At 55.6% G+C, this 21491-nt stretch carries 22 protein-coding genes and 5 tRNA genes; 9 read left to right on the top strand and 18 right to left on the bottom strand.

The annotated features are described in order from the left end of the window. Position 1: 1 nt before the first annotated feature. The 3 genes from modB to K2184_RS11370 all read right to left on the bottom strand — a co-directional run bounded on the left by modB (position 2) and on the right by K2184_RS11370 (position 1757). Positions 2-691 carry a molybdate ABC transporter permease subunit gene (gene modB, locus K2184_RS11380; protein WP_017146315.1) on the bottom strand — a complete coding sequence of 230 codons (690 nt, stop codon included), beginning with the start codon at positions 689-691 and terminating at the stop codon, positions 2-4. Continuing rightward, complete coding sequence (gene modA / locus K2184_RS11375; RefSeq protein WP_017146316.1) at positions 691-1464, bottom strand: molybdate ABC transporter substrate-binding protein; 774 nt, start codon at positions 1462-1464, stop codon at positions 691-693. Before modA ends, modB begins: the two co-directional genes overlap by 1 nt. 143 nt (positions 1465-1607) lie before the next feature. Further along, positions 1608-1757, bottom strand: coding sequence for an AcrZ family multidrug efflux pump-associated protein (locus K2184_RS11370; RefSeq protein WP_004848993.1), 150 nt, complete (start codon positions 1755-1757; stop codon positions 1608-1610). Between the two features lie 154 nt (positions 1758-1911). On the opposite strand from K2184_RS11370, the gene modE reads away from it, so the two are divergent. The 7 genes from modE to gpmA all read left to right on the top strand — a co-directional run bounded on the left by modE (position 1912) and on the right by gpmA (position 9789). Continuing rightward, positions 1912-2700 carry a molybdenum-dependent transcriptional regulator gene (gene modE, locus K2184_RS11365; protein ID WP_004100364.1) on the top strand — a complete coding sequence of 263 codons (789 nt, stop codon included), beginning with the start codon at positions 1912-1914 and terminating at the stop codon, positions 2698-2700. 67 nt (positions 2701-2767) lie between these two features. Further along, positions 2768-4243, top strand: coding sequence for a molybdate ABC transporter ATP-binding protein ModF (gene modF, locus K2184_RS11360; protein WP_004100362.1), 1476 nt, complete (start codon positions 2768-2770; stop codon positions 4241-4243). Positions 4244-4448: 205 nt separating this feature from the next. After that, positions 4449-5465 carry a UDP-glucose 4-epimerase GalE gene (galE, locus tag K2184_RS11355; RefSeq protein WP_004100360.1) on the top strand — a complete coding sequence of 339 codons (1017 nt, stop codon included), beginning with the start codon at positions 4449-4451 and terminating at the stop codon, positions 5463-5465. 9 nt (positions 5466-5474) lie between these two features. After that, entirely contained in the window at positions 5475-6521 is a 1047-nt protein-coding gene (galT, locus tag K2184_RS11350) for a galactose-1-phosphate uridylyltransferase (protein WP_163525659.1), read from the top strand. A gap of 2 nt (positions 6522-6523) precedes the next feature. Further along, positions 6524-7672, top strand: coding sequence for a galactokinase (galK, locus tag K2184_RS11345; RefSeq protein ID WP_017146319.1), 1149 nt, complete (start codon positions 6524-6526; stop codon positions 7670-7672). Continuing rightward, positions 7666-8709 (top strand): galactose-1-epimerase, encoded by a 1044-nt coding sequence (gene galM, locus K2184_RS11340; RefSeq protein ID WP_004100353.1) that lies wholly within the window; start codon positions 7666-7668, stop codon positions 8707-8709. Before galK ends, galM begins: the two co-directional genes overlap by 7 nt. Before the next feature lie 327 nt (positions 8710-9036). After that, on the top strand, positions 9037-9789 hold the full coding sequence (gene gpmA / locus K2184_RS11335) for a 2,3-diphosphoglycerate-dependent phosphoglycerate mutase (protein WP_004100351.1): 753 nt from the start codon (positions 9037-9039) through the stop codon (positions 9787-9789). 65 nt (positions 9790-9854) lie between these two features. On the opposite strand, the gene aroG is transcribed toward gpmA, so the two are convergent. Beyond that, positions 9855-10907 carry a 3-deoxy-7-phosphoheptulonate synthase AroG gene (aroG, locus tag K2184_RS11330; RefSeq protein ID WP_004100348.1) on the bottom strand — a complete coding sequence of 351 codons (1053 nt, stop codon included), beginning with the start codon at positions 10905-10907 and terminating at the stop codon, positions 9855-9857. Between the two features lie 315 nt (positions 10908-11222). Here aroG and K2184_RS11325 point away from each other — a divergent pair, with 315 nt between their 5' ends. After that, a complete protein-coding gene (locus K2184_RS11325) occupies positions 11223-11594 on the top strand; it encodes a YbgS-like family protein (RefSeq protein WP_004100346.1) in 372 nt (123 codons plus the stop codon). A gap of 118 nt (positions 11595-11712) precedes the next feature. Further along, on the top strand, positions 11713-12657 hold the full coding sequence (gene zitB / locus K2184_RS11320; RefSeq protein ID WP_049591125.1) for a CDF family zinc transporter ZitB: 945 nt from the start codon (positions 11713-11715) through the stop codon (positions 12655-12657). On the opposite strand, the gene pnuC is transcribed toward zitB, so the two are convergent. The 14 genes from pnuC to ybgC all read right to left on the bottom strand — a co-directional run bounded on the left by pnuC (position 12654) and on the right by ybgC (position 21447). After that, complete coding sequence (pnuC, locus tag K2184_RS11315; protein ID WP_049127789.1) at positions 12654-13373, bottom strand: nicotinamide riboside transporter PnuC; 720 nt, start codon at positions 13371-13373, stop codon at positions 12654-12656. The two genes, zitB and pnuC, sit on opposite strands and share 4 nt — an antisense overlap. 35 nt (positions 13374-13408) lie before the next feature. Then, positions 13409-14452: a quinolinate synthase NadA gene (gene nadA, locus K2184_RS11310; protein WP_004100341.1), complete on the bottom strand. Its 1044-nt coding sequence runs from the start codon at positions 14450-14452 to the stop codon at positions 13409-13411. Positions 14453-14767: 315 nt separating this feature from the next. Then, positions 14768-14843: transfer RNA gene (locus tag K2184_RS11305), tRNA-Lys, on the bottom strand. Positions 14844-14977: 134 nt separating this feature from the next. Beyond that, positions 14978-15053: transfer RNA gene (locus tag K2184_RS11300), tRNA-Lys, on the bottom strand. Positions 15054-15197: 144 nt separating this feature from the next. After that, positions 15198-15273 (bottom strand) — tRNA-Lys (locus K2184_RS11295). Positions 15274-15276: 3 nt separating this feature from the next. Beyond that, positions 15277-15352, bottom strand: a tRNA-Val gene (locus tag K2184_RS11290). 127 nt (positions 15353-15479) lie between these two features. Next, positions 15480-15555, bottom strand: a tRNA-Lys gene (locus tag K2184_RS11285). Positions 15556-15717: 162 nt separating this feature from the next. Then, positions 15718-16503 carry a cell division protein CpoB gene (gene cpoB, locus K2184_RS11280; RefSeq protein ID WP_004111482.1) on the bottom strand — a complete coding sequence of 262 codons (786 nt, stop codon included), beginning with the start codon at positions 16501-16503 and terminating at the stop codon, positions 15718-15720. Positions 16504-16512: 9 nt separating this feature from the next. Further along, the gene (gene pal, locus K2184_RS11275) at positions 16513-17037 is read right to left on the bottom strand and encodes a peptidoglycan-associated lipoprotein Pal (RefSeq protein WP_004100337.1); all 525 of its coding nucleotides are present in this window, start codon (positions 17035-17037) and stop codon (positions 16513-16515) included. A gap of 34 nt (positions 17038-17071) precedes the next feature. Then, on the bottom strand, positions 17072-18364 hold the full coding sequence (gene tolB, locus K2184_RS11270; RefSeq protein WP_004100336.1) for a Tol-Pal system beta propeller repeat protein TolB: 1293 nt from the start codon (positions 18362-18364) through the stop codon (positions 17072-17074). Between the two features lie 129 nt (positions 18365-18493). Further along, complete coding sequence (gene tolA, locus K2184_RS11265; RefSeq protein WP_163525753.1) at positions 18494-19816, bottom strand: cell envelope integrity protein TolA; 1323 nt, start codon at positions 19814-19816, stop codon at positions 18494-18496. Between the two features lie 105 nt (positions 19817-19921). Further along, the gene (tolR, locus tag K2184_RS11260) at positions 19922-20350 is read right to left on the bottom strand and encodes a colicin uptake protein TolR (protein ID WP_004100333.1); all 429 of its coding nucleotides are present in this window, start codon (positions 20348-20350) and stop codon (positions 19922-19924) included. A 3-nt stretch (positions 20351-20353) separates the two neighbouring features. After that, positions 20354-21046, bottom strand: a complete 693-nt coding sequence (gene tolQ / locus K2184_RS11255; RefSeq protein WP_004100332.1) for a Tol-Pal system protein TolQ — start codon at positions 21044-21046, stop codon at positions 20354-20356. Continuing rightward, a complete protein-coding gene (gene ybgC / locus K2184_RS11250; RefSeq protein WP_004100330.1) occupies positions 21043-21447 on the bottom strand; it encodes a tol-pal system-associated acyl-CoA thioesterase in 405 nt (134 codons plus the stop codon). The genes tolQ and ybgC overlap by 4 nt, the downstream gene beginning before the upstream one ends. Positions 21448-21491: the final 44 nt, after the last annotated feature.

Here is a 21491-nt window from a genome sequence, read left to right as displayed (position 1 = left end):
GTTATTTCCCCATCCGCTGACGGCTGAGGCGGGCCAGCCATTCGGAAATCAGCAGCGATACCAGCGCCAGCACAATCGAAATCAAGCATAAACGCGCGGCTGCGCCCTCGCCGCCGGGAGTCTGAATCAGGGTATACATTGCCGAAGGGATGGTACGCGTTTCACCGGGAATATTGGAAACAAAAGTGATAGTGGCGCCAAACTCGCCCAGCGAACGGGCAAAAGCCAGCACGGTGCCGACGATAATACCGGGTAGCGTCAACGGTAGCGTAATAGTGAAAAATACGCGCCAGCGCCCAGCGCCCAGGGTACGCGCCGCCTGCTCAAGCTTGATGTCCACCCCTTCCAGCGCGAGGCGAATGGCCCGCACCATCAACGGAAAGGACATGACCGCCGCCGCCAGCACCGCGCCGCGCCAGCTAAACGCAAAGCTCAGCCCAAACCAGTCATATAGCCAGCTGCCGATAAAGCCGCGGCGCCCCATCGCAATCAGCAACAGATAGCCCACCACCACCGGCGGCAGCACCAGCGGCAGGTGGATAACGCTATCGAGCAGCGCTTTGCCGGGAAAATCCCGACGAACCAGCAGCCAGGAAAAAAAGATGCCGAAAGGTAAGCTAACTACCACCGCCAGGGAGGAGACTTTCAGGCTCAGCAGTACCGCCTGCCATTCAGGATCGCTTAAGAACATTAGTGGGTAGTGAATCCGTAACGTTTAAAGATGGCGGAAGCTTCCGGCCCTTTTAAATAGTCATAAAACGCGCTGACCGTCGCACTGTTATGCCCGTCGACGATAGCCAGCGGATATTCCACCTTCTTATGGGAATCTTCCGGGAAGGTTCCGACGACTTTTACGCCTTTGCTGGCGACCGCATCAGAGCCGTACACGATCCCCAGCGGGGCTTCGCTGCGTTCAACCAGGGCCAGCGCGCCGCGCACGTCCTCTGCCGGCGCCAGCTTCGGCGACAGGGTTTCCCAGGCTCCCAGCTTTTGCAGCGCCTCTTTCGCATAGATGCCAGCAGGCACGTGTTCCGGGTCGCCAACGGCCAGGCGGCCGCCTTTCAGCAGGCTGGTCCAGTCGGTTTTATCATTGATGTTTATCTCGCCCTGCGCGCTGGCTTTTGGCGCCACGACAACCAGGCTGTTACCGAGAAGGGTCGTCCGAGAAGCAGAATCAATGCTCTTTTTCCCGGCCGCGTAATCCATCCATTTTTGATCGGCGGAGATAAACAGATCCGCCGGCGCGCCCGCTTCAATCTGGCGCGCCAGCGTGGATGAAGAAGCAAATGAAGAGACAACCTCAACGTTCTTCTCTTTCTTATACTCTTTAGCGATATCCTGCATGGCGTTAGTGAGCGATGCTGCGGCAAAAACCGTCACTTTGCCCTCATCCGCCAGCGCGTGACCGGCAACGCAGAGCGTTAACGTTGTTCCGGCAAAAAAGCGTAACCATTGACCTGCCATCTGAATCTCCCGTAGGTTCGTTATGTAGCTGACAATATAACGATAGAGCCAGGACTTTCCCAGAGAAAATTAGGGGTAATGAGCGGAGGATCAAACGAAGGGGGAAAAATAAAAACGCCCGGTCAAACCGGGCGCGGGGGAAATCAGTGGTTTTGCGGCCTGCTGTCTTTATGGCCGGCTCCGGAGAAGAGGTTAAACACTTCGCCCAGCCCGTAAATCAACCCCAGGATGACAGCCATCACCACAGGGACCATGACTACGGCAAAAACCAGACTTTTCAATAGCTCTAACATGGTTGGCTCCAGAAAGTACGAATACTTTATTGTAACGAATTCCGCCGGAAAAACACGCCCCATTTGTGCGGTGCCTCACGCACTGCCGCCGCAGAAGCATCTTGCAAGATGACCGCTATCGGTCACAATACCTTTTTTTCATCAGGACATGATTATGCAGGCCGAAATTCTCCTTACCCTTAAATTACAGCAGCGCCTGTTCGCCGATCCCCGTCGTATCGCCCTGCTGAAGCAAATTGACCTGACAGGCTCCATTAGCCAGGGGGCCAAAAATGCCGGCATCAGCTATAAAAGCGCATGGGATGCCATTAATGAAATGAATCAGCTCAGCGAGCAGACCCTGGTTGACCGGGCGACCGGCGGCAAAGGCGGCGGCGGCGCGGTCCTCACCCGTTACGGGCAGCGGCTGATTCAGCTCTACGACCTGCTGGCGCAGATTCAGCAGAAAGCGTTCGATGTCCTGAGCGATGATGACGCCCTTCCCCTCGACAGCCTGCTGGCCGCCATTTCGCGATTCTCTCTGCAGACCAGCGCGCGCAACCAGTGGTTCGGCACGATTACCGGCCGCGACCATCAGCAGGTTCAGCAGCACGTAGAGGTCCTGCTGGCCGACGGGCAAACCCGTCTCAAAGTCGCGATTACTGCCCAGAGCGCCGATCGTCTTGGTCTGGATGAAGGCCAGGAAGTATTAGTGCTGCTGAAGGCGCCGTGGGTTGGCATCACCCTGGATGCCGCGCAGGCGGTACAGGCTGATAATCAGCTGTCCGGCCGAATCAGCCGCATCGAACGCGGGCCGGAGCAGTGCGAAGTACTGATGGCGCTCCCGGATGGTCAAAGCCTTTGCGCCACCCTGCCGGTGGAACAGACGCGCGATCTGGCCGAAGGCGCGGAAGCGATAGCATATTTCAATGCCGATCGCATCATTCTCGCCACGTTATGCTAACGCCATTGACATTGTGGGCGTGAAGACGTATCCCTGAAATAAATCGCTGCAAAAAGTGGGATACACAATGTCATCATTGCAAATTTCGCAAGGTACGTTTCGCCTGAGCGACACCAAAACGTTAAATATTGAACAACTCTGCGTGCAGGCTGGCGAGAGCTGGGCTTTCGTCGGCAGCAACGGCAGCGGGAAGTCGGCCCTTGCGCGGGCGCTATCCGGAGAGCTGACACTGCTCAGCGGACAGCGCGAGAATACGTTCGCACGCGTTACCCGCCTCTCTTTTGAACAGCTGCAGAAGCTGGTCAGCGATGAGTGGCAGCGCAACAACACGGACTTGCTCAGCCCCGGAGAAGAAGATACCGGACGCACGACAGCGGAAATTATCCAGGATGAGATTAAAGACCCCTCCCGCTGCGCCCGCCTTGCAGAACAGTTCGCTATCAGCCACCTGCTTGAGCGCCGCTTTAAATATCTCTCTACCGGAGAAACGCGTAAGACTCTGCTGTGCCAGGCGCTGATGGGCGACCCCGACCTGCTTATCCTTGATGAGCCGTTCGACGGTCTTGATGTCGCCTCACGCCAGCAGCTTGCGGCGCTGCTGGCCACGCTCAACGGCGAAGGGATCGCCCTGGTGCTGGTTCTTAATCGTTTCGATGAAATCCCGGAGTTCGTTCAGTTTGCCGGCGTGCTGGCGGAGTGTGTTCTGAGCGAAACCGGCGAAAAGCAGGCCCTGCTGCAGCAGGCGCTCATTGCCCAGCTGGCCCACAGCGAAAGGCTTGATGGCATGACGCTGCCGGAGCCCGACGCCCCGGCCGCGCGTCTTGGGCTGGACGACGATGCGCCGCTCATCGTGCTCAACGACGGCAGGGTTTCCTACAATGACCGCCCCATCATTAATCATCTGAACTGGACGGTAAATCCCGGCGAACACTGGCAGATAGTCGGCCCCAACGGCGCCGGTAAATCGACGCTACTCAGCCTGGTCACCGGCGACCATCCCCAGGGCTATAGTAACGACCTGACCCTGTTTGGCCGCCGCCGCGGCAGCGGGGAAACGATCTGGGATATTAAGAAGCATATCGGTTACGTCAGCAGCAGCCTGCACCTTGAATACCGCGTCAGCACCAACGTACGTAACGTGATTCTCTCGGGCTATTTCGATTCGATTGGCATCTATCAGGCCGTTTCCGACAAACAGCATAAGCTGGTGCAGAACTGGCTGGATATTCTGGGGATTGATAAACGCACCGCCGATGCGCCGTTCCATAGCCTCTCCTGGGGGCAGCAGCGGCTGGCGCTGATCGTCCGCGCGCTGGTCAAGCACCCTACCCTGCTGATCCTCGATGAACCGCTGCAGGGGCTGGATCCGCTCAACCGCCAGCTGGTGCGCCGCTTTGTTGATGTGCTCATTAGCGAAGGGGCGACGCAGCTGCTGTTTGTCTCCCACCATGCAGAAGACGCTCCCGACTGCATCACCCATCGCCTGGCATTTGTGAGCAGTGGAGACGGTTACACCTACCGGGTCGGCCCGCTGGAAAAATAAGCCTGTAAAGGGGTCTGCGGATCCCTTATTTTTTCAGAATAATAGCCTGACCATAAATTAACCCCCTGTTCTATAATCAAAAAATCTTAAAAGCTACGGCTGGAAATTTTAGTGTAAACGATTCCACCAATTTGCCCTGTGTCACACTTTTACCTTCTTTGGTATGCTATCTTCTTCTCACACGATAAGCCTATTGGAGCGAATCATGAAAGTACTGGTTACAGGTGGTAGCGGTTACATTGGAAGTCACACCTGCGTTCAACTGCTACTGCAGGGACACGACGTGATTATTCTCGACAATCTCTGCAACAGTAAGCGCAGCGTATTGCCAATCATTGAACGTCTCGGCGGCAAAAGCGCCACCTTTGTTGAAGGCGATATTCGTAATGAAGCGCTGATGACGGAAATTCTTCACGATCACGCCATTGAAGCGGTGATCCATTTTGCCGGCCTGAAAGCCGTCGGGGAATCCGTCGCCAAACCGCTTGAATATTACGACAACAACGTAACCGGAACGCTAAAACTCGTTTCCGCTATGCGCGCTGCGGGCGTGAAAAACTTTATTTTCAGCTCCTCCGCCACCGTCTACGGCGACCAGCCCAAAATTCCTTATGTCGAGAGCTTCCCGACCGGTACTCCGCAGAGCCCGTACGGCAAAAGCAAGCTGATGGTTGAGCAGATCCTGACTGACCTGCAAAAAGCGCAGCCGGACTGGAGCATCGCACTGCTGCGCTACTTCAACCCGGTCGGCGCCCATCCATCGGGCGATATGGGCGAAGACCCGCAGGGCATTCCGAACAACCTGATGCCGTATATCGCGCAGGTCGCGGTTGGGCGCCGTGAATCGCTGGCGGTATTTGGCAACGACTACCCAACCGAAGACGGCACCGGCGTACGTGACTACATCCACGTCATGGACCTTGCCGACGGCCACGTCGCGGCGATGGAAAAACTGGCCGACAAAGCCGGCGTGCATATCTATAACCTTGGCGCAGGCGTCGGCAGTAGCGTACTCGACGTGGTCAATGCCTTTAGCAAAGCCTGCGGCAAACCGATTAACTACCACTTCGCGCCGCGCCGCGAAGGCGACCTCCCGGCCTACTGGGCGGACGCTGAAAAGGCCGACCGCGAGCTGAACTGGCGCGTGACGCGCAACCTTGACGAAATGGCGCAGGACACCTGGCACTGGCAGTCCCGTCATCCGCAGGGTTATCCAGACTAAGGAACCTTCATGAGCGTATTTAACCCCGTCGACCATCCACATCGTCGTTATAACCCGTTAACCGGGCAGTGGATTCTGGTTTCTCCGCATCGCGCCAAGCGCCCCTGGCAGGGGGCGCAGGAAACGCCGGCAAAGCAGACCTTGCCCGCGCACGATCCGGACTGTTTCCTGTGCCCGGGCAATACCCGCGTCACCGGCGACAAAAACCCGAACTACACCGGCACGTTTGTTTTTACCAATGACTTTGCGGCTTTGATGACCGATACCCCTGATGCCCCGGAAAGCGACGATCCGCTGATGCGCTGTCAGAGCGCCCGCGGCACCAGCCGGGTCATCTGCTTCTCGCCAGATCACAGCAAAACGCTGCCGGAACTGAGCGTTGAGGCGCTGGAAGGCGTGGTTAAAACGTGGCAGGAGCAGACCGCCGACCTTGGAAAGAGCTACCCCTGGGTGCAGGTCTTTGAAAATAAAGGGACGGCAATGGGCTGCTCCAACCCGCACCCCCATGGGCAGGTGTGGGCCAACAGCTTTCTGCCTAATGAAGCGGAACGCGAAGATCGTCTGCAAAAAGCGTACTTCACCGAGCACGGCGCGCCGATGCTGGTGGATTACGTGCAGCGCGAATTAGCCGACGGTAGTCGTACTATCGTTGACACTGACCACTGGCTCGCCGTGGTTCCTTATTGGGCCGCGTGGCCTTTTGAAACGCTGCTGCTGCCAAAAGCGCACGTCCAGCGCCTGACTGATTTAACCGACGACCAGCGCAGCGATCTCGCGCTGGCGCTGAAAAAGCTGACCAGTCGTTACGACAACCTGTTCCAGTGCTCATTCCCCTACTCCATGGGCTGGCACGGCGCGCCGTTTAACGATGAAGAGAATAATCACTGGCAGCTGCACGCCCATTTTTACCCGCCGCTGCTGCGTTCCGCCACGGTGCGTAAATTTATGGTCGGCTATGAAATGCTGGCTGAAACCCAGCGTGACCTGACGGCCGAGCAGGCCGCCGAGCGTCTGCGCGCTGTGAGCGACGTCCATTTTCGCGAATCCGGAGTATAACCATGAGTCTGAAAGAGAAAACCCAAGCCCTGTTTGCTGAGAAATTTGGCTACCCGGCCAGCCATGTTATCCAGGCCCCAGGCCGCGTTAACCTGATCGGCGAACATACCGATTATAACGATGGGTTCGTGCTGCCCTGCGCCATCGATTACCAGACGGTTATCGCCTGTGCGCCGCGCGACGATCGTACCGTGCGGGTGATTGCCGCCGATTACGACAATCAGACCGATGAATTCTCTCTCGACTCGCCGATTACCAGCCACGATACCCAGCAGTGGTCAAACTATGTCCGCGGCGTGGTGAAGCATCTCCAGCAGCGGAATAATGCTTTCGGCGGCGCGGATCTGACAATCAGCGGTAACGTGCCGCAAGGCGCCGGGTTAAGCTCCTCGGCTTCGCTGGAGGTCGCCGTCGGCACGGTGTTCCAGCAGCTGTACCACCTGCCGCTCGATGGCGCGCAAATTGCCCTGAACGGCCAGGAAGCGGAAAATCAGTTCGTCGGCTGCAACTGCGGCATTATGGACCAGCTGATCTCCGCGCTTGGTAAAAAAGATCACGCTCTGCTGATCGACTGCCGCTCCTTAGGGACGAAAGCGGTGTCGATGCCGAAAGGCGTCGCGGTAGTGATTATCAACAGTAACTTTAAGCGCACCCTGGTGGGCAGCGAATACAACACCCGTCGCGAGCAGTGCGAAACCGGCGCGCGCTTCTTCCAGCGTCCGGCTCTGCGCGACGTCACGCTGCAAGAGTTTAACGCCGTGGCTCACGAGCTTGATCCGGTGGTCGCCAAACGCGTTCGCCACGTGCTGACTGAAAACGCCCGCACCGTAGAAGCCGCATCGGCGCTGGAAAAAGGCGACCTGCAGCGGATGGGCGAACTGATGGCGGAATCTCACGCCTCCATGCGCGATGATTTTGAAATCACCGTACCGCAGATTGATACCCTGGTAGAGATCGTCAAAGCGACCATCGGCAACAAAGGCGGCGTTCGCATGACCGGCGGCGGCTTCGGCGGCTGTATCGTCGCGCTGGTGCCGGAGGAGCTGGTTGATACCGTGCAGCAGGCCGTTGCCAGAGAGTATGAAGCGAAAACGGGCATTAAAGAGACCTTCTACGTCTGCAAACCGTCGCAGGGAGCCGGGCAATGCTAAAGCAAACAACGGAGCTGGCGCCGGACGGCCAGCCATGGAATCTTCTTACCCTGCGTAACGACGCAGGCATGACGGTCACCGTGATGGACTGGGGCGCGACGCTGCTCTCCGCGCGCGTGCCCCTGGCGGACGGTAGCGAACGAGAAGCGCTGCTCGGCTGCGCGACCCCCGGCGACTATACGCGCCAGGCCGCTTACCTTGGCGCTTCCGTAGGCCGTTACGCTAACCGTATTGCCAACAGCCGCTTTACCCTGGATGGCCAGCTCATCAATCTGACGCCCTCCAACGAGGCTGGCCATCAGCTCCACGGCGGACCGGAAGGTTTTGATAAGCGCCGCTGGCAAATTGTTAGCGCTGACGCTCGCCACGCGCTGTTTTCTCTCTCCTCCCGCGATGGCGATCAGGGCTATCCCGGTAATCTGACGGCAACCGCGCACTACCGCCTGACCGACGATAACCGGATCGCTATTGAGTATCGCGCCACCGTGGACCAGCCGTGCCCGGTGAATCTGACAAACCACGTCTATTTCAACCTCGATGGCGTGCAGAGCGACGTGCGCAACCATAAGCTGCAAATTTTTGCCGATGTTTATCTGCCCGTCGAAAGCGACGGTATTCCGGGGGGAGATCTGCAAAACGTCACCCTGACCAGCTTCGATTTCCGCACGCCGAAAACCCTGGCGGACGACTTCCTGCGTGACGAAGATCAGCAAAAAGTAAAAGGTTATGACCATGCCTTCCTGCTACAGGCGCTGGGGAATGCCGATACTCCGGCCGCTCACGTCTGGTCGCAGGACGAAAAGCTACAGATGACGGTTTATACATCCGCCCCCGCGTTGCAGTTTTACTCCGGCAACTATCTTGGCGGCACGCCGTCGCGCACAGCGCAGGCGTACGATGACTGGCAGGGCCTGGCTCTGGAGAGCGAGTTCCTTCCAGATTCTCCGAATCATCCGGAATGGCCGCAGCCGGATTGTGTACTGCGCCCCGGCGAAGAGTACGTCAGCCTGACGGAATATCAGTTTATCGCTCGATAGCCTCTGGCCCTCCCGATGGAGGGCTTTTTATCATTTTGCTGAAAATTACGTCACTTACAGACAAAAACATAACCTCTGTTTTACAAGCACCTTACACTGAGCCACTATTTTCGCTATGGTTAGGGATAAGCATTGCCGTGAGGTAAATCGCGGCAATATAATGAGAATAGTTATCAATCAATAAATATACACACTACAGATTTCGGGTCGCATCAAGGCGGCAAATGAGCAAATCCCCGGGAACATAGTGAACTATGTGACCAGGGTGAGTGAAAGTAGCCAACGACGAGGCGGCGCGAAAGATGACGTGTATTGAGGAGTAAGTGTATGGCTGTAACTAAGCTGGTACTCGTTCGTCACGGCGAAAGCCAATGGAATAACGAAAACCGTTTCACCGGTTGGTATGACGTTGACCTGTCTGAAAAAGGCGTTGGTGAAGCAAAAGCGGCCGGTAAGCTGCTGAAAGAAGAAGGCTTCAGCTTCGACTTTGCTTATACCTCTGTGCTGAAACGTGCCATCCACACCCTGTGGAACGTGCTGGATGAACTGGATCAGGCCTGGCTGCCGGTTGAGAAATCCTGGAAACTGAACGAACGCCACTACGGTGCGCTGCAGGGCCTGAACAAAGCGGAAACCGCTGAAAAATACGGTGACGAACAGGTTAAACAGTGGCGTCGCGGCTTTGCGGTAACGCCGCCGGAGCTGACCAAAGACGATGAGCGCTATCCGGGCCACGATCCGCGCTACGCCAAACTGACCGATGCAGAACTGCCGACGACCGAGAGTCTGGCGCTGACCATCGACCGCGTTGTGCCATACTGGAACGAAACGATTCTGCCGCGTCTGAAAAGCGGTGAGCGCGTGATTATCGCCGCTCACGGCAACTCCCTGCGTGCGCTGGTGAAATACCTCGACAATATGGGCGAAGCAGAGATCCTTGAACTGAACATCCCGACCGGCGTACCGCTGGTGTATGAGTTTGACGAAAACTTCAAGCCGATCAAGCACTACTATCTGGGTAACGCCGACGAGATCGCCGCGAAAGCGGCTGCCGTTGCCAACCAGGGCAAAGCGAAGTAATCCTCGCAGGATGTAAAAAAAGCGTGGAGCAATCCACGCTTTTTTTTGCGCCGCTCGCTGCAGACTTAACCGCGACGCGCTTTTACCGCCTCGGCCAGCTGGCGAAGAAGTGTATCGGTATCTTCCCAGCCGATGCAGGCATCGGTAATACTTTTACCGTAGGTCAGCGGCTCGCCGCTTTCAAGACTCTGATTGCCTTCCACCAGGTGGCTTTCAATCATCACGCCCATAATCGACCGCTCGCCGCCGGCAACCTGCTGACATACGTCAGCGCCGACATCCATCTGCTTTTTAAACTGTTTGCTGGAGTTGGCGTGGCTGAAATCAATCATAATTTGAGCGGGCAGACCTGCTTTCGCCAGACCGACCTTCACTTCGGCAACGTGCTGCGCGCTGTAGTTCGGCTCTTTTCCGCCGCGCAGGATAATATGGCAATCGCTATTACCGCTGGTGTTCACAATTGCCGAATGCCCCCATTTGGTCACCGACAGGAAACAGTGCGGCGCGCCGGCGGCGTTAATGGCGTCGATAGCCACTTTGATGGTTCCGTCGGTGCCGTTTTTAAATCCAACCGGGCAGGACAAGCCGGAAGAGAGCTCACGATGCACCTGCGACTCCGTGGTCCGCGCGCCAATCGCGCCCCAGCTCATCAGATCGGCAAGATACTGCGGCGTGATCATATCGAGGAATTCCCCCGCCGCGGGCAGCCCGCTGTCGTTGATATCAAGCAGCAGCTTGCGCGCGATACGCAGGCCATCGTTGATGCGGAAGCTGTTATCCATATGCGGATCGTTGATCAGCCCTTTCCAGCCGACGGTGGTACGCGGTTTCTCAAAATAAACGCGCATCACGATTTCCAGCTCGCCTTTTAGCTCTTCACGAAGCTTAAGCAGACGTTCAGCATACTCTTTTGCCGCCGCCGGATCGTGAATGGAGCAGGGCCCAATGACCACCAGCAGGCGATCGTCATTCCCTTTCAGGATCTGATGGATCGCTTTACGAGCATGCGCAACGGTATTGGCAGCATTTTCGGTAGCGGGGAACTTTTCCAGGAGCGCAACGGGAGGTAATAATTCGTTGATCTCTTTAATACGTAAATCGTCGTTCTGATAATTCATCTTATTTCCAGCGTTGCCATACTTATCCAGTGAAATGCAATCCCTCCAATCTATCTCTTCATGCAAAAAGTGTAAACGTGATTTTACAGTAGCGGCAGAATATTCCTGGAAATAGGCTAAAAAACGCCATAAAGTCGCGGAATAGTGGCCACAAGCTATAATTTTTAACTGTTAGAACTTAATTTTCTTTAGCATTCAGCATTATATATTAATGCCGCTCGCTATCACCGAAGCTTTAACCACAACGAGTCAAACCTCCGGCAAATGCACTGTTGGAAGAGGTAATTCGACAAATCGACATAACAGGAGCATCCAATGAAAATGAATAAGCTAACCAGTCTTCTCCTCGCAGCAACCCTTGGTCTGGCCAGCGGCGCGGCACTGGCCGCCGATACCGGGGCGCAGTCGAATAATGGGCAAGCGAACGCAGCGGCCGACGCGGGCCAGGTCGCCCCCGATGCGCGTGAAAACGTGGCGCCAAACAACGTCGACAACGGTAAAATCAACTCCGGTTCCACCGATACCAACGGCACCATGCTCCACCCTGACGGCTCGACCATGAACCATGACGGCATGTCGAGCGACGAAGTGCACAAAAACTCAATGTGCAAAGATGGCCGCTGTCCGGATACTGATAAAAAAGTCGGTCAGGACGAAGCGACGAAAACCGACGGTACCACCCAGTAAGCTGAGTGCCGGACACCAGGGAGGAGAGCTAAGGCTCTCCTTTTTTTCATTTTATTCACCCCAGAAAGGGAATCATGTCATAAAGTAATCATCAAAATAATAATGTAGGGAAGGCACCATGGGGCAATCACACTCGCATAATTCTGCGCAACCCACCGAAGATAAAAATGCCCGTCGGCTACTGCTGGCGTTCTGCGTTACTGCCGGGTTCATGTTGGTTGAGGTCGCAGGCGGACTCATTTCAGGTTCACTGGCGCTGCTGGCCGATGCCGGGCATATGTTGACGGACGCGGCAGCGCTGCTGTTCGCCTTTCTGGCAGTGCGTTTCGCCAGTCGACCGCCGAATGCGCAACATACCTTTGGCTGGCTGCGGCTGACCACGCTGGCGGCTTTTCTCAATGCCATTGCTTTAGTGGTCATTACGATCCTCATTGTCTGGGAGGCCATTCAGCGCTTTCATCATCCGCAGCCGGTGGCCGGTAAAACGATGATGGTTATTGCGGTTGCCGGCCTGCTGGCCAATATTCTGGCCTTTTGGATCCTGCATCGCGGCAGTGAAGAACGTAATCTCAATGTGCGGGCCGCCGCTCTGCATGTGCTGGGGGATTTACTCGGCTCGGTCGGGGCGATTATTGCCGCTATCGTGATCCTTACGACCGGCTGGACGCCTATCGACCCCATCCTGTCCGTGCTGGTATCGTGCCTGGTTTTGCGCAGCGCCTGGCGTTTGCTGCAGGAGAGCGTCAACGAGCTGCTGGAGGGGGCGCCGCGCTCGCTTGATGTTGAGGCACTAAAGCGCGATCTGCGTCGCTCAATACCGGAGGTGCGCGATGTACATCACGTCCACGCCTGGCTGGTCGGCGAAAAAACGGTGATGACGCTACACGTGCAGGTGGTGCCGCCGCACGATCACGATGGCCTGCTGGAACGGATCCAACATTTCTTACAGCATAAGTACGAAATTGGACACGTAACGGTGCAGATGGAGTATCAGCCCTGCAGCGGCCCGGAGTGCCGTCTCAACATGACGCACGCCGGACATGGCCATCACCATCACCACTAGCGGGAAAACGCGCGAGAGCCTCGCTCACGCGCGCTATTAATCCACATGCGGCTGCCGTTGAGGGCGATGAATGTCAGAATCAAATATTCTAGCGACATCGCATAAACCCCCTGGAGGGCGAAAATAACGATGCTAATGACGTTGATGATCACCCACAGCAGCCAGTTTTCAACGTATTTTCGGGTCATCAGAATCATCGCCGCAATCGAGAGTACCATCATGCAGGAGTCCCAGAACGGGAATGCGTCTGGCTGCAGCGCCGGCATAACGACCTGCAGGCCCAGGGCGTGCATCAGCGCAACGGCAATCCTGGTCAGGTACGCAAAAACCGGATCGATAAATAGCGTCATCAGGCCAATCGCCACCACGCAGGCCGCCAGCCAGCCTAACGCTTTCGGCAGCGGTAGCCAGCGGATTTGCAGCTCAGCCTGGTTATCGCTGGTCTGTCGTGACCAGGCATACCAGCCGTAGACGTTGGCAACAAAGAAGAAGACCTGGAGCAGAAGGCTGGCGTACAGCTGGATCTGAAAAAAGATAATGGCAAACAGCGTGACGTTGATTAACCCAAAGGCATAGTTGACGATCTTCTCCAGGCTCGCCAGCCAGATGCACAGCAGGCCTGCGATAGTACCGACGGCTTCAATCCACGACAGATCATAGCCCCCGGCGCCAATGGGTATGTGAACTAAAATATTCTGCGTACTAAAAAAATCCATCTTATCCCCAGAGCGTACTGTGACGCAGTAATGAACTATCCCCGAAGTGTAGCCGCAAAATCGAGCATTCTGTTTAGCGGAACCAGCGCCCCGGTACGCAGCTGTTCATCAACATGAATTTCATGTTCAGCGCCCCCGTTCTCCAGCGCTTCAGCAATGGCCTGCAGGCCATTCATCGCCATCCACGGACAGTGCGCGCAGCTGCGGCAGGTCGCTCCTTCGCCTGCCGTAGGGGCTTCCAGCAGCTCTTTTTCCGGCACCGCCTGCTGCATTTTGTAAAAAATCCCCCGGTCGGTGGCGACAATCAGCTGCTGGTGCGGGAGCGTTTTTGCCGCACTGATTAACTGGCTGGTTGAACCTACCGCATCGGCCATATCGACGATCGCCTGCGGTGATTCCGGGTGAACCAGAACCGCAGCCTGCGGATATAACGCTTTCATTCTTGCCAGCGCTTGAGTTTTGAATTCATCATGAACAATACAGGCCCCATGCCAGCACAGCACGTCGGCGCCGGTCTGTTTTTGCACGTAGCTGCCCAGATGGCGGTCCGGCGCCCAGAGGATTTTTTCCCCCATGCTATCCAGATGCTCAATGAGTTCCACTGCGATACTGGAGGTCACAACCCAGTCGGCGCGAGCCTTAACCGCCGCAGAGGTATTGGCATAGACCACAACGGTGCGGTCCGGGTGAGCGTCGCAAAAAGCGCTGAACGCCTCGATCGGGCAGCCAAGATCCAACGAACACTCCGCCTGCAGCGTGGGCATCAGGATGGTTTTTTCCGGGCTGAGGATTTTTGCCGTTTCTCCCATAAACCGTACGCCGGCGACCAGCAGCGTAGAGGCGGAATGTCGGGCGCCGAAGCGCGCCATTTCCAGAGAGTCGGAGATGCAGCCACCGGTCTCTTCAGCCAGTTGCTGAATTTCGGGGTCGGTGTAGTAATGGGCCACCATTGCCGCATCGCGTTCACGCAGCAGGCGTTTAATTTTTTCACGATAGAAGTGCTTCTCATCGCGGTTTAACGGCATGGGCTTGGGGGGAAAGGGATAAATTGCCGCTTCCGGATCAAACATTACGCTCATCTTGCAGTCTCGTTTCACTGGCTTAACTTTAAAACCGCAATAACGCCCGAAAAACGGCATTATTCGGTAATGGTGTTTTATATGCTAAACAAGATAGCCGATTGTGCAGAAAATGTCGTGAGGAATTTTTCCCTCAGGGACCATTTCCCGGAGGCGATGCTGCGCATCTGTCCGGGCTACTGGCCTGTGCCAATTGTAGCCACGGTAAACACAGCGCGACGGTAGAATAACGCAGCATTAAAGTATTGCGGATTGTTGTGATTTTCGAGGAAATGGCAGATAGCAAAAAAGCGCCTTTAGGGCGCTTTTTTACATTGGTGGGTCGTGCAGGATTCGAACCTGCGACCAATTGATTAAAAGTCAACTGCTCTACCAACTGAGCTAACGACCCCTTGCGGGTTTACTGCTAACTGGAACGATTCAGGATGGTGCGTCGTGCAGGATGACTCGGCTTTGCCTCGCCCTACGGGCCGTTGCTAACGCAACGTTATCCTTCACGCTTACTACCCGCCCTCAGCTGAGGATTGGTGGGTCGTGCAGGATTCGAACCTGCGACCAATTGATTAAAAGTCAACTGCTCTACCAACTGAGCTAACGACCCGCTCGGGTACTTCCTGAATTGTCTTTACTCGTCACCAATGTATTATTGGTGGGTCGTGCAGGATGACTCGCTTTCGCTCGCCCTATGGGCCGTTGCTGACGCAACGTTATCCTTCACGTTTAACATCTGAGTACAATGTTAAATTGGTGGGTCGTGCAGGATTCGAACCTGCGACCAATTGATTAAAAGTCAACTGCTCTACCAACTGAGCTAACGACCCGAGTGGTGGGTGATGACGGGATCGAACCGCCGACCCCCTCCTTGTAAGGGAGGTGCTCTCCCAGCTGAGCTAATCACCCGATACTGCGCTGGATACATCTTTTCACGGTGGCTCGTGCAGGATGACTCGGCTTCGCCTCGCCCTACGTGCCGTTGCTGACGCAACGTTATCCTTCACGTTTTACTATCGCGTTCCACCAGAACGATTGGTGGGTCGTGCAGGATTCGAACCTGCGACCAATTGATTAAAAGTCAACTGCTCTACCAACTGAGCTAACGACCCACTATTTTCGTCGCTTTGGGCTTGTTCGATATCCCTTGGCAACGGCGGCATATATTACTGATTTCAGAATTCAGCGCAACAACAATTTAGATAAAGATTGCTTAACTGCTTAGGATTCATGCGACAAGACCAGAAATGATGCGATTTCTGGTCATGCCATAATCATCCGAGCGCGTTAAGGCGTTTTTGCGCTTGTTTGGCTCCGTCGGTACCAGGAAATTTACTGACCACCTGCTGATAAACCGCTTTGGCTTTTGCGGTATCGCCTTTGTCCTGCATGATTACGCCGACTTTAAACATCGCATCGGGCGCTTTCGGAGATTTAGGGTAGTTTTTCACCACGGAAGCGAAATAGTACGCCGCATCGTCTTTTTTACCCTTATTGTAATTCAGCTGACCGAGCCAGTAGTTGGCGTTCGGCTGATACGTTGAATCGGGGTACTTTTTGACGAAGTTCTGGAAAGCCGCCATCGCGTCGTCCTGGCGGGAAGCATCCTTCACCAGCGCGATAGCCGCGTTGTAATCGGTGTTTGCATCGCCGGTCGACGCCGGAGCGCCTGATGAAGCCGCTGGCGCGCTTGCCGCAGCGCCTTGCTCACTGGCTGACGACGGGCTTTGCGCGCCCGTCGCGCCGCCACCGCTGCTCAGACCGTCGATCTGCAGCAGGATCTGCTTCTGGCGTTCAACAACCTGATTCAGCTGATACTGGCTTTCCTGAATTTGGCCGCGCAGGGAATCAATATCGGACTGATTATCGGAGAGTTGTTGCTGGAGTTGGGTTAAAAGCTGGCTGTGCGCATTGGAAATACGCTCGAGTTGAGTGACGCGGTCTTCGACCGAGCCTGAGCCGACACTACTGATTGGCGCCTGAGCAAAAGCGGCCCAGGGGGCCGCTATGCCAACCAGTAACGACAGACTCAATAGATGATGTCTGAAGTTACTGCTCATGCAATTCTCTTAGTAAACCAGTACGGCGCGACGGTTTTTGGCGTAAGCCGCTTCGTCGTGGCCCAGTACTGCAGGTTTTTCTTTACCGTAAGAAACGATGGAGATCTGGTCAGCAGAAACACCTTTGCCCTGCAGATACATCTTAACGGCGTTAGCACGACGCTCACCCAGAGCGATGTTGTATTCCGGCGTACCGCGCTCATCCGCATGACCTTCTACGGTCACTTTGTAAGACGGGTTGCTACGCAGGAAGTTAGCGTGCGCGTCCAGCATTGCAGCGAAGTCAGAACGGATATCGTATTTGTCCAGATCGAAGTAAACGATATTGTTCTGCTGCAGCTGTTGCATCTGCAGACGAGCCTGCTCTTCGGAAGACATGTTGCCGCCGTTAGCGTTACCGTCCATACCAGTGCCGGCACCCAGCATGCCTTCACCGCTCTGGTCGTTGCTGGCGTTCTTGTTAGAAGAACACGCCGCGATTGCCATAACCGGCAGAGCGATCAACAGCCCTTTCAGCACTTTGTTCAGTTGCATTTCTTTGATTCCTTTAATAATCAATTATTTATTATCACAGATACGGCGACCAGGCAGGCGATTTTACCTGTCCATCAGTTGCCGGAAGACGCGCTTTGAAACGCCCATCTGTAGAAACCAGATTCAGCACGGATCCCATCCCCTGAGAAGAGCTGTAGATTACCATAGTGCCGTTAGGTGCCAGACTTGGCGTTTCATCTAAAAACGTTGATGACAGAACCTGCACACCACCCGCTTCCAGATCTTGTTTGGCAATGTGCTGCTGACCACCGGCCGAGCTTACCATTACCATAGTTTTACCATCAGCGCTCACGTCAGCATCCTGGTTTTGTGAACCTTCCCAGGTAATACGCTGCGGCGTGCCGCCATTAATATTGACTTTATATACCTGCGGACGTCCCGCCTGGTCGGAAGTAAAGGCCAGATTCTGGCTATCAGGGAACCAGCTTGGTTCGGTGTTATTGCTACGACCATTGGTCACCTGGCGAATCTGACCGGATCCGAGGTCCATCACGTACAGGTTCAGGCTACCGGTTTTCGACAGAGCGAAGGCCAGTTTGCTGCCGTCCGGCGAGAACGCCGGGGCGCCGTTGTGCTGCGGGAACGAAGCAATCTGACGAACGGAGCCGTTAGCCAGAGTCTGCACAACCAGCGCAGAACGACCGCTTTCAAAGGTTACGTAGGCCAGTTTCGCACCATCCGGAGACCAGGCCGGAGACATCAGCGGCTGGGTGGAACGGTGAACGAGGAACTGGTTATAACCATCGTAGTCGGATACGCGCAGTTCGTACGGGAACTGGCCGCCGTTCTTCTGCACCACGTAAGCGATACGGGTACGGAAGGCGCCCTTGATGCCGGTCAGCTTTTCAAATACCGCGTCGCTGGCAGCGTGCGCGGCATAGCGCAGATACTGCTTAGTCACTTTAAATGAGTTCTGTGCAAGCACGGTACCCGGCGCGCCGCCGGTATCAACCAGCTGGTAGGCCACGTTATAGGAGCCGTCAGGGTTTTGCGTCACCTGACCCACCACAACGGCGTCAATACCCAGCGCAGACCATGCCGCAGGCTGTACTTCCTGAGCGCTACCCGGCTGCTGAGGCAGGCGAGAGCGATCGAGCGGATTAAACTTGCCGCTGTTGCGCAGGTCAGCCGCCACGATACCGCCCACATCTTCAGGTGCAGCACCCTGCCCCGCCCACTGGAACGGCACTACGCCGATTGGACGTGCCGAGTCAACCCCTTGGGTAATCTCGATGCGTACTTCTGCGTGCAGCACTGCCGCCCACAGCATTAAAAAACCAAATGCTACTCGTAATGCCTGCTTCATCATATCTCCCTTATCCAGGCGGAAAGCCCACGATAATTTAGCAGAATGTTAACAAACCCAAATACACAAAACTACTAAAACCCTGTGACTACCATAGATTGTTTTTCCCCGCTCGCACGGGGAAAAATATCACTGAGGTTTGAAGTCCAACGGCGCATTTTTGAATACTTCATATACCGCCTGACTAGGCGGTTTTGGGAACTTAGCCTGTCGGGCTGCTGCAAGAGCGGCCTGACAAAGCGCAGGATCCCCACCTTCAGACTGTATATTTAGCAACATGCCATCCGGAGCAAGTTTAATACGCAAGGTACAGGTCTTGCCTGAGTAAGACGCTGCGTCGTAAAACTTACTTTCAATAGCAGATTTGATCTGCCCGGCATAATTGCTGATATCAGCTCCTGATGCGCCATTATTTTTAGTATTACCACTCCCGGCAGCAGATGCATTGCTCCCTTTCGCCCCACCGCCAGTTTTAGGCGCATTCTTACCGGAGCTCAGGTCGCCGAGCAGATCGTCCACGCCGTTGGCCTCTTTGGCCGCAGCGGCTTTCTTCGCGGCTGCTGCCTTAGCGGCTGCGGCTTTCGCCGCTTTGTCTGCGGCGGCCTTCTCTGCTGCTGCGGCTTTGGCTGCCGCAGCTTTCTCAGCGGCGGCTTTTTCCGCTGCGGCGGCTTTCTCGGCTGCTGCTTTCTCAGCAGCGGCTTTCTGCGCGGCGGCTTTTTCTGCCGCTTTTTCGGCAGCAGCCTTTTCAGCCGCAGCCTGTTTCGCCGCTTCTTGCTGCGCTTTTTTCTCTGCCTGCTGCTGCGCTTTCTTCTCGGCTTCCTGCTGAGCTTTCTTCGCTGCATCCGCTTCGGCTTTCTTCTGCGCGTCCGCGGCCGCTTTCGCGGCTTCTGCTTCTGCCTGTTTCTTCGCATCCGCCGCCGCTTTCGCCGCAGCGGCTTCGGCTGCTTTCGCCTGAGCATCGGCCTTCGCTTTTGCATCAGCGGCGGCTTTGGCGGCAGCTTCCTGCGCCTCTTTCGCCTGAGCGTCCGCTTTCGCTTTGGCCGCTGCGGCGGCTTTCACCGCGGCTTCTTCCGCCTGTTTCTGCTGCTCTTTGGCCTCTTTAGCCGCTTCCTGCGCCTGCAGACGCTCCTGTTCCAGCTGTTTTAGCCGTTCCTGCTCGGCGGCCTGTTTTTCGCGCAACTCTTCCGCCTGCTGCTGAGCCTGCTTTTCACGCTGCTCGGCGGCACGGCGGGCGCTGGCCTGCTGCTGCTGTTGACGGTCATAATTCTTCACAACCGCCCCCGGATCGACCATAACCGCATCTATAGAAGAGCCCCCGCCGCCGCCGGCAGAAGCATCCAGATGCTCGTCAAACGAACTCCAGATCAGCAGCGCTATCAAGACGATGTGCAGCGCGACTGAAACTATGATCGCTCGTTTAAGCTTGTCGTTTTGTTCGGTTGCCTTTGACACTATCGGTTCCCAAAAACTGTTCGCCTGTTCCCGTTCGATGACGTCGGCCGCGGGACACGTTTGTCCCACCGTCGCCATATTGGCGGGGGTGCGTATTGCGAGCGATTAGATCGGCTTAGTCATCAAGCCAACCGATTTAACCCCTGCGCTATGCAACAGGTTAAGCGCTTTAATAATCTCATCGTATGGCACCTCTTTCGCACCGCCGATCAGGAACACCGTTTTCTCATTCGCCTCAAGTCGACGCCTGGCTTCGGCAATAACCTGTTCAGGCGGCAGCTGCGATAGCGTTTCCGGGCCAATTTTCACGTTGTACTGCCCGACTCCGGAAACCTCAACGATCACCGGCGGTTCATCGTTGCTTTTTACCGCCTGCGATTCCGTTGCATCCGGCAGGTCGACCTCTACGCTCTGCGTAATGATCGGCGCTGTCGCCATAAAGATCAGCAACAGCACCAGCAGGACATCCAGCAGCGGAACGATGTTGATCTCGGACTTCAGTTCGCGACGCCCGCGTCCACGTGCTCTGGCCATGGCTTACCCCTTATTGCTTTCGCTGCTGGTAAACGCCTGACGGTGCAGAATAGCGGTGAACTCTTCCATAAAGTTGTCGTAGTTCAGCTCAAGTTTGTTCACGCGCTGGTTCAGACGGTTATAAGCCATAACCGCCGGGATAGCGGCAAAGAGACCAATTGCGGTCGCAATGAGCGCCTCTGCAATACCCGGTGCCACCATTTGCAGCGTCGCCTGTTTTACCGCGCCCAGCGCGATAAAGGCGTGCATGATCCCCCATACGGTACCAAACAGACCGATATACGGGCTGATAGAACCTACCGTACCGAGGAACGGGATGTGCGTCTCCAGGGATTCCAGCTCGCGATTCATCGAGATACGCATCGCGCGCGATGCCCCTTCGACAATTGCTTCCGGCGCATGGCTGTTGGCGCGATGCAGACGAGCAAACTCTTTAAAACCGCTGTAGAAGATTTGTTCCGAACCGGTCAGATTATCGCGACGGCCCTGGCTTTCCTGATACAGACGAGAAAGCTCAATACCTGACCAGAACTTATCTTCAAACGCTTCGGCTTCACGCGACGCCGAGTTGAGAATGCGCGTTCTCTGGATAATAATGGCCCAGGAGGCGATAGAAAAACAAACTAAAATCAACATGATAAGTTTAACCAGAAGGCTTGCCTTCAGGAACAAATCAAGGATATTCATCTCAGTCACTGCTTAAACTCCGCGACAATAGACTTGGGAAGCGCACGAGGCTTCATTAAGAGTGGATCAACGCACACGATCAGAACTTCAGCTTCATTCAAAACTACGTTCTCGGCGTTGACGATTCGCTGCGTGAAAACCAGGGTCGCCCCTCGCATTGAGGTTATCTCCGTCTGGATTTCGAGCATGTCGTCGAGTCTGGCGGGCGCAAAATACTCCAGCGTCATTTTGCGAACCACAAAGGCAACTCGTTCAGCCAGCAAAACCTGTTGGCTGAAGTGATGATGGCGCAGCATCTCTGTGCGTGCTCTTTCATAGAAAGCGACGTAGCTGGCGTGGTAAACCACACCACCGGCGTCGGTGTCTTCGTAGTAGACCCGAACCGGCCATCGAAACAGCGTTGTATTCACTTTACATCCCGGTAATGCAACAAAAGGTTAGTGCTTTCAAACTT

The organism is Klebsiella sp. K5-306 (assembly GCF_051835185.1).
GTDB classification, from domain to species: Bacteria; Pseudomonadota; Gammaproteobacteria; order Enterobacterales; family Enterobacteriaceae; genus Klebsiella; species Klebsiella oxytoca.
This window is presented reverse-complemented; position numbering and strand designations above follow the sequence as displayed.

Excerpts from the sequence above, each read along its gene's own strand:
- modB (WP_017146315.1), bottom strand. The coding sequence starts at position 691 with ATGTTCTTAAGCGATCCTGAATGGCAGGCGGTACTGCTGAGCCTGAAA.
- modA (WP_017146316.1), bottom strand. The coding sequence starts at position 1,464 with ATGGCAGGTCAATGGTTACGCTTTTTTGCCGGAACAACGTTAACGCTC.
- K2184_RS11370 (WP_004848993.1), bottom strand. The coding sequence starts at position 1,757 with ATGTTAGAGCTATTGAAAAGTCTGGTTTTTGCCGTAGTCATGGTCCCT.
- modE (WP_004100364.1), top strand. The coding sequence starts at position 1,912 with ATGCAGGCCGAAATTCTCCTTACCCTTAAATTACAGCAGCGCCTGTTC.
- modF (WP_004100362.1), top strand. The coding sequence starts at position 2,768 with ATGTCATCATTGCAAATTTCGCAAGGTACGTTTCGCCTGAGCGACACC.
- galE (WP_004100360.1), top strand. The coding sequence starts at position 4,449 with ATGAAAGTACTGGTTACAGGTGGTAGCGGTTACATTGGAAGTCACACC.
- galT (WP_163525659.1), top strand. The coding sequence starts at position 5,475 with ATGAGCGTATTTAACCCCGTCGACCATCCACATCGTCGTTATAACCCG.
- galK (WP_017146319.1), top strand. The coding sequence starts at position 6,524 with ATGAGTCTGAAAGAGAAAACCCAAGCCCTGTTTGCTGAGAAATTTGGC.
- galM (WP_004100353.1), top strand. The coding sequence starts at position 7,666 with ATGCTAAAGCAAACAACGGAGCTGGCGCCGGACGGCCAGCCATGGAAT.
- gpmA (WP_004100351.1), top strand. The coding sequence starts at position 9,037 with ATGGCTGTAACTAAGCTGGTACTCGTTCGTCACGGCGAAAGCCAATGG.
- aroG (WP_004100348.1), bottom strand. The coding sequence starts at position 10,907 with ATGAATTATCAGAACGACGATTTACGTATTAAAGAGATCAACGAATTA.
- K2184_RS11325 (WP_004100346.1), top strand. The coding sequence starts at position 11,223 with ATGAAAATGAATAAGCTAACCAGTCTTCTCCTCGCAGCAACCCTTGGT.
- zitB (WP_049591125.1), top strand. The coding sequence starts at position 11,713 with ATGGGGCAATCACACTCGCATAATTCTGCGCAACCCACCGAAGATAAA.
- pnuC (WP_049127789.1), bottom strand. The coding sequence starts at position 13,373 with ATGGATTTTTTTAGTACGCAGAATATTTTAGTTCACATACCCATTGGC.
- nadA (WP_004100341.1), bottom strand. The coding sequence starts at position 14,452 with ATGAGCGTAATGTTTGATCCGGAAGCGGCAATTTATCCCTTTCCCCCC.
- cpoB (WP_004111482.1), bottom strand. The coding sequence starts at position 16,503 with ATGAGCAGTAACTTCAGACATCATCTATTGAGTCTGTCGTTACTGGTT.
- pal (WP_004100337.1), bottom strand. The coding sequence starts at position 17,037 with ATGCAACTGAACAAAGTGCTGAAAGGGCTGTTGATCGCTCTGCCGGTT.
- tolB (WP_004100336.1), bottom strand. The coding sequence starts at position 18,364 with ATGAAGCAGGCATTACGAGTAGCATTTGGTTTTTTAATGCTGTGGGCG.
- tolR (WP_004100333.1), bottom strand. The coding sequence starts at position 20,350 with ATGGCCAGAGCACGTGGACGCGGGCGTCGCGAACTGAAGTCCGAGATC.